Genomic DNA, 3,551 nt, shown 5'->3' with positions numbered 1-3,551 from the left:
TAAATTTATAAAAAGTAATAAATCATTTTTTAAATATATAAAGAACTTTTTGATTTAAAACCCTTAATACTATATAAATAATTTAATGCTGCGAAGTTATGTATATTTTTTTTGAAGGACAAACAACAATACTATAAAATGATTATTTTAACGTTGAAATTTACTTTTTTTACAAAAAAACAATCTAATTCCTACAAATAAATAAAATGAATTTTGTTTAAAATTTCAATATAATCACTTTGACAAAGGTACTGTTTTTTTATAAAAATGATATATTTCAATAAGGATTAAGATTATTTGCATGTTTTTTATTAAAATACATAAAAGACAACTGGTGTAAATCAAAAAAAACCCTCAATATCAACTGATATGAGGGCTTCTGTGGTCCCACCTGGGCTCGAACCAGGGACCACCTGATTATGAGTCAGGTGCTCTAACCAGCTGAGCTATAGGACCGGTTAAGAGTTTGCAATATTACTACATTTTTTTTATTGCTACAAGTATTTTCAAGGTAGATTTTTGAATAGTTTTATGACTAAAGAGAATCTATTTTGAAAATGACTGATTATGAATTGACTAAATTATTATTTTTTTTATTTTATTTCTTGACATAGCTCAATTAATACTCCATTGGTCCCCTTTGGATGCAAAAAAGCAACCAATTTATTGTCGGCTCCTTTTTTTGGGGTTTCATTTAGAACTGTAAATCCTTCTGATTTTAGGCGTTCGATTTCGTAGAGGATGTCTTCAACATCAAAGGCAATATGATGGATTCCCTCTCCTTTTTTTTCGAGGAACTTGGCTATGGGGCTTTCGGGATTGGTGGCTTCGAGGAGTTCTATTTTATTGGGGCCATTCTTGAAGAAGGATGTTTTTACGCCTTCGCTGGCGACTTCTTCCTGTTTGTAGGCGGGTGCGCCAAATAGTTTTTCGAATAACAAATTGGATACTTCAAGGTTTTTGACTGCGATGCCAATGTGTTCTATTTTTCTCATTATGTGATGTTTTGTGTTTTTGTTTTTTGAATTGTTCCAAAAAAGGACTATTGTTTCTCTTTAGCCCTGATGGAAGCGGCATCTCCCGATTTAGAAAAACAAGACTTTTTTAATCGTAGTTTTTGTTAATCGGGAATATAGCGGACAACAGGAACTTTGTCTCTTGAAAAAGCCTAATCTTTCGCTCCTAAAATCATAAAACAAATATAAAAAACTTTATGAGTTTATGACTTTGTAAGGTGGTCTCTCAAAAAAATAGTATTTTTGCACTATGGAAACAAATAGACAGAAAAAAATAGGCGGGGTTATCCAAAAAGATTTGGTTGATATTTTGCAAGGTGAAGTGAGAAAAAATGGAATTACAAATTTGATAATTTCAGTATCCAAGGTTACGGTGACTACAGATTTGTCTGTGGCGACGGTGCATTTAAGTATTTTTCCTCAAGAAAAAGCAGCGGAAACGTTGGTGGGAATTAAGGCTAATTCGACTTTGATTAAACACGATTTATCGCAAAGAGTGCGTTTGCAATTGCGTAAAGTGCCAAATTTGGTTTTCTTTATTGATGATTCTTTGGATTATATCGAGAAGATTGATAATGCCTTGAAAAATCAAGAAAACCCGATTGAGAATAGAGATTTGTTGGACAAACGCAGATTTCAATAAGATTTGAATTTCCCTCTTTACATAGCCAAGCGGTATATTTTTAGCAAAAGTAAAAATAATGCTATCAATATCATTAATCGTATTGCTAGTATGGGGATTATTGTGGGAGCAATGGCATTGTTTGTCGTGCTCTCTGTTTTTACGGGGTTAAAGGAATTTAGTCTTTCGTTTACAAATGATATTGATCCCGATCTTAAAGTAAGCAGTACGTTGGGAAAATCTTTTTTTATTGTACCAAAACAAGAAAAAGAGATTAAAGGAATTGAAGGTGTAGCTTCCTATTCTAAAGTTATAGAAGAGCGGGTGTTGTTTACTTTTAACGGAAAGCAAGAGGTTACTTTTCTAAAAGGTGTTGATTCTACTTTTAACACCGTTAGCGATTATAATAAAAAACTATACAATGGACAATGGCTAAAGCCCGATACTTATCAGGTAGTTATCGGATATGGTATTGCTCAAAAATTCTCTATGGGTCTGCTGGATTACAATAATCCCTTTGAGGTTTTTGTTCCAAAACCCGGCAAGGGAGCTATTGAAAATCCTGCTCAGGCTTTTAATAAGACCGATGTTTTTCCGGTCGGAATTTATGCAATCAGCGAAGATTTGGATTCTAAATATGTGTTTGCCGATTTGGGTTTGGCGCAAGAATTGTTGGAATACAAGACCAATCAGATTTCGGGTCTTGAAATTAAATTAAAACAAGGTGCTGATGAAAGTTCTGTTATCGCGAAACTCCAATCTATTTTTAAAAATAAAATTACCATAAAAAACAAGGAACAGCTGAATGAAGCCTTGTATAAAATGCTGAATACCGAAAATATAGCGGTGTATTTGATATTTACTTTAGTGATTATTGTGGCGCTTTTTAACTTGATTGGAGCGCTTATCATGATGATTTTGGATAAAAAAGGAAATCTAAAAACACTTTTTAATCTAGGAACTAATATCAAGGATTTACGGAATATATTTTTACTGCAAGGAACTCTGTTGAGTGTTTTTGGCGGAATTATCGGGTTGTTATTGGGTGTTGTTTTTGTTGTATTACAGCAACAGTATGAACTCATAATGATAACCCCCACACTGGCTTATCCAGTGGTTTTTACCATAGAAAATATACTTATTGTAATGGCTACTATAATAACGCTTGGCTTTATTGCTTCATTAATTGCGAGCAGCCGAGTGAGTAAGAAGTTGCTGGACTGAGTATTTCTAGCTCATTGAAATACCACCTAGGTGCATTTTTAAACAACCTCATAATCTGCATAAGCCTCTTCGATTTCATTCAAAACAGCGAATAATTCTTCTGGACGGTCTAGGGTAACTAATTTTTGTTTGTACGTTTTGAAAGAATGAATTCCTTTGAAATAATTGGTATAGTGAGGACGCGTTTCTACAATTCCAAGTCTTTCTCCTTTCCATTCCATTGCCCAAGTAAGGTGATTGCGTACGGCTTCGACTCTGTCGGCAACGGTAGGTTTTTCTAAATGTTCACCTGTTTTGAAGTAATGCTTGATTTCGTTAAAAATCCATGGATAGCCAATAGCGGCGCGACCAATCATTATTCCGTCGATACCGTATTCGTTTTTGTAATGCAATGCTTTTTCGGGAGAATCAATGTCGCCATTTCCAAAAATAGGCATTGTGATTCTCGGGTTGTTTTTGACGCGGGCAATATGTGACCAATCTGAATGACCTTTGTACATTTGGGCTCGGGTTCTGGCGTGAATGCTTAAAGCGGCTACACCAATATCTTGTAAACGCTCGGCAACCTCATCAATATTTATAGAACTATCATCCCAACCCAAACGGGTTTTTACGGTAACAGGCAAATGGGTGCTGTCGATAACGGCTTGAGTCAAGCGAATCATTAAATCTACATCTTTAAGAACTCC

General features: G+C 34.6%; 4 protein-coding genes and 1 tRNA gene. 2 read left to right on the top strand and 3 right to left on the bottom strand.

Going from position 1 to position 3,551, the window contains the following annotated elements:
* Positions 1-382: 382 nt before the first annotated feature.
* Both VFS71_RS03810 and mce read right to left on the bottom strand, forming a co-directional pair.
* Positions 383-456 (bottom strand) — tRNA-Ile (locus VFS71_RS03810).
* 137 nt (positions 457-593) lie between these two features.
* Positions 594-995: a methylmalonyl-CoA epimerase gene (gene mce / locus VFS71_RS03805; protein WP_326399465.1), complete on the bottom strand. Its 402-nt coding sequence runs from the start codon at positions 993-995 to the stop codon at positions 594-596.
* Positions 996-1,266: 271 nt separating this feature from the next.
* Here mce and rbfA point away from each other — a divergent pair, with 271 nt between their 5' ends.
* Both rbfA and VFS71_RS03795 read left to right on the top strand, forming a co-directional pair.
* On the top strand, positions 1,267-1,659 hold the full coding sequence (rbfA, locus tag VFS71_RS03800; protein WP_310005602.1) for a 30S ribosome-binding factor RbfA: 393 nt from the start codon (positions 1,267-1,269) through the stop codon (positions 1,657-1,659).
* Between the two features lie 3 nt (positions 1,660-1,662).
* The gene (locus VFS71_RS03795; RefSeq protein ID WP_326399463.1) at positions 1,663-2,862 is read left to right on the top strand and encodes an ABC transporter permease; all 1,200 of its coding nucleotides are present in this window, start codon (positions 1,663-1,665) and stop codon (positions 2,860-2,862) included.
* Between the two features lie 38 nt (positions 2,863-2,900).
* Here the strand turns inward: VFS71_RS03795 and VFS71_RS03790 are convergent.
* Positions 2,901-3,551: tRNA dihydrouridine synthase (locus VFS71_RS03790; protein WP_326399461.1), on the bottom strand; the 651-nt coding region annotated here is incomplete at its 5' end.

Source organism: Flavobacterium sp., from assembly GCF_035760125.1.
Lineage (GTDB): Bacteria > Bacteroidota > Bacteroidia > Flavobacteriales > Flavobacteriaceae > Flavobacterium.
The sequence above is the reverse complement of the archived record's forward strand: the minus strand, read 5'-3'. Positions and strand labels throughout refer to the sequence as shown.

Coding starts and splice junctions, on each gene's coding strand:
- rbfA (WP_310005602.1), top strand. CDS start 1,267: ATGGAAACAAATAGACAGAAAAAAATAGGCGGGGTTATCCAAAAAGAT.
- mce (WP_326399465.1), bottom strand. CDS start 995: ATGAGAAAAATAGAACACATTGGCATCGCAGTCAAAAACCTTGAAGTA.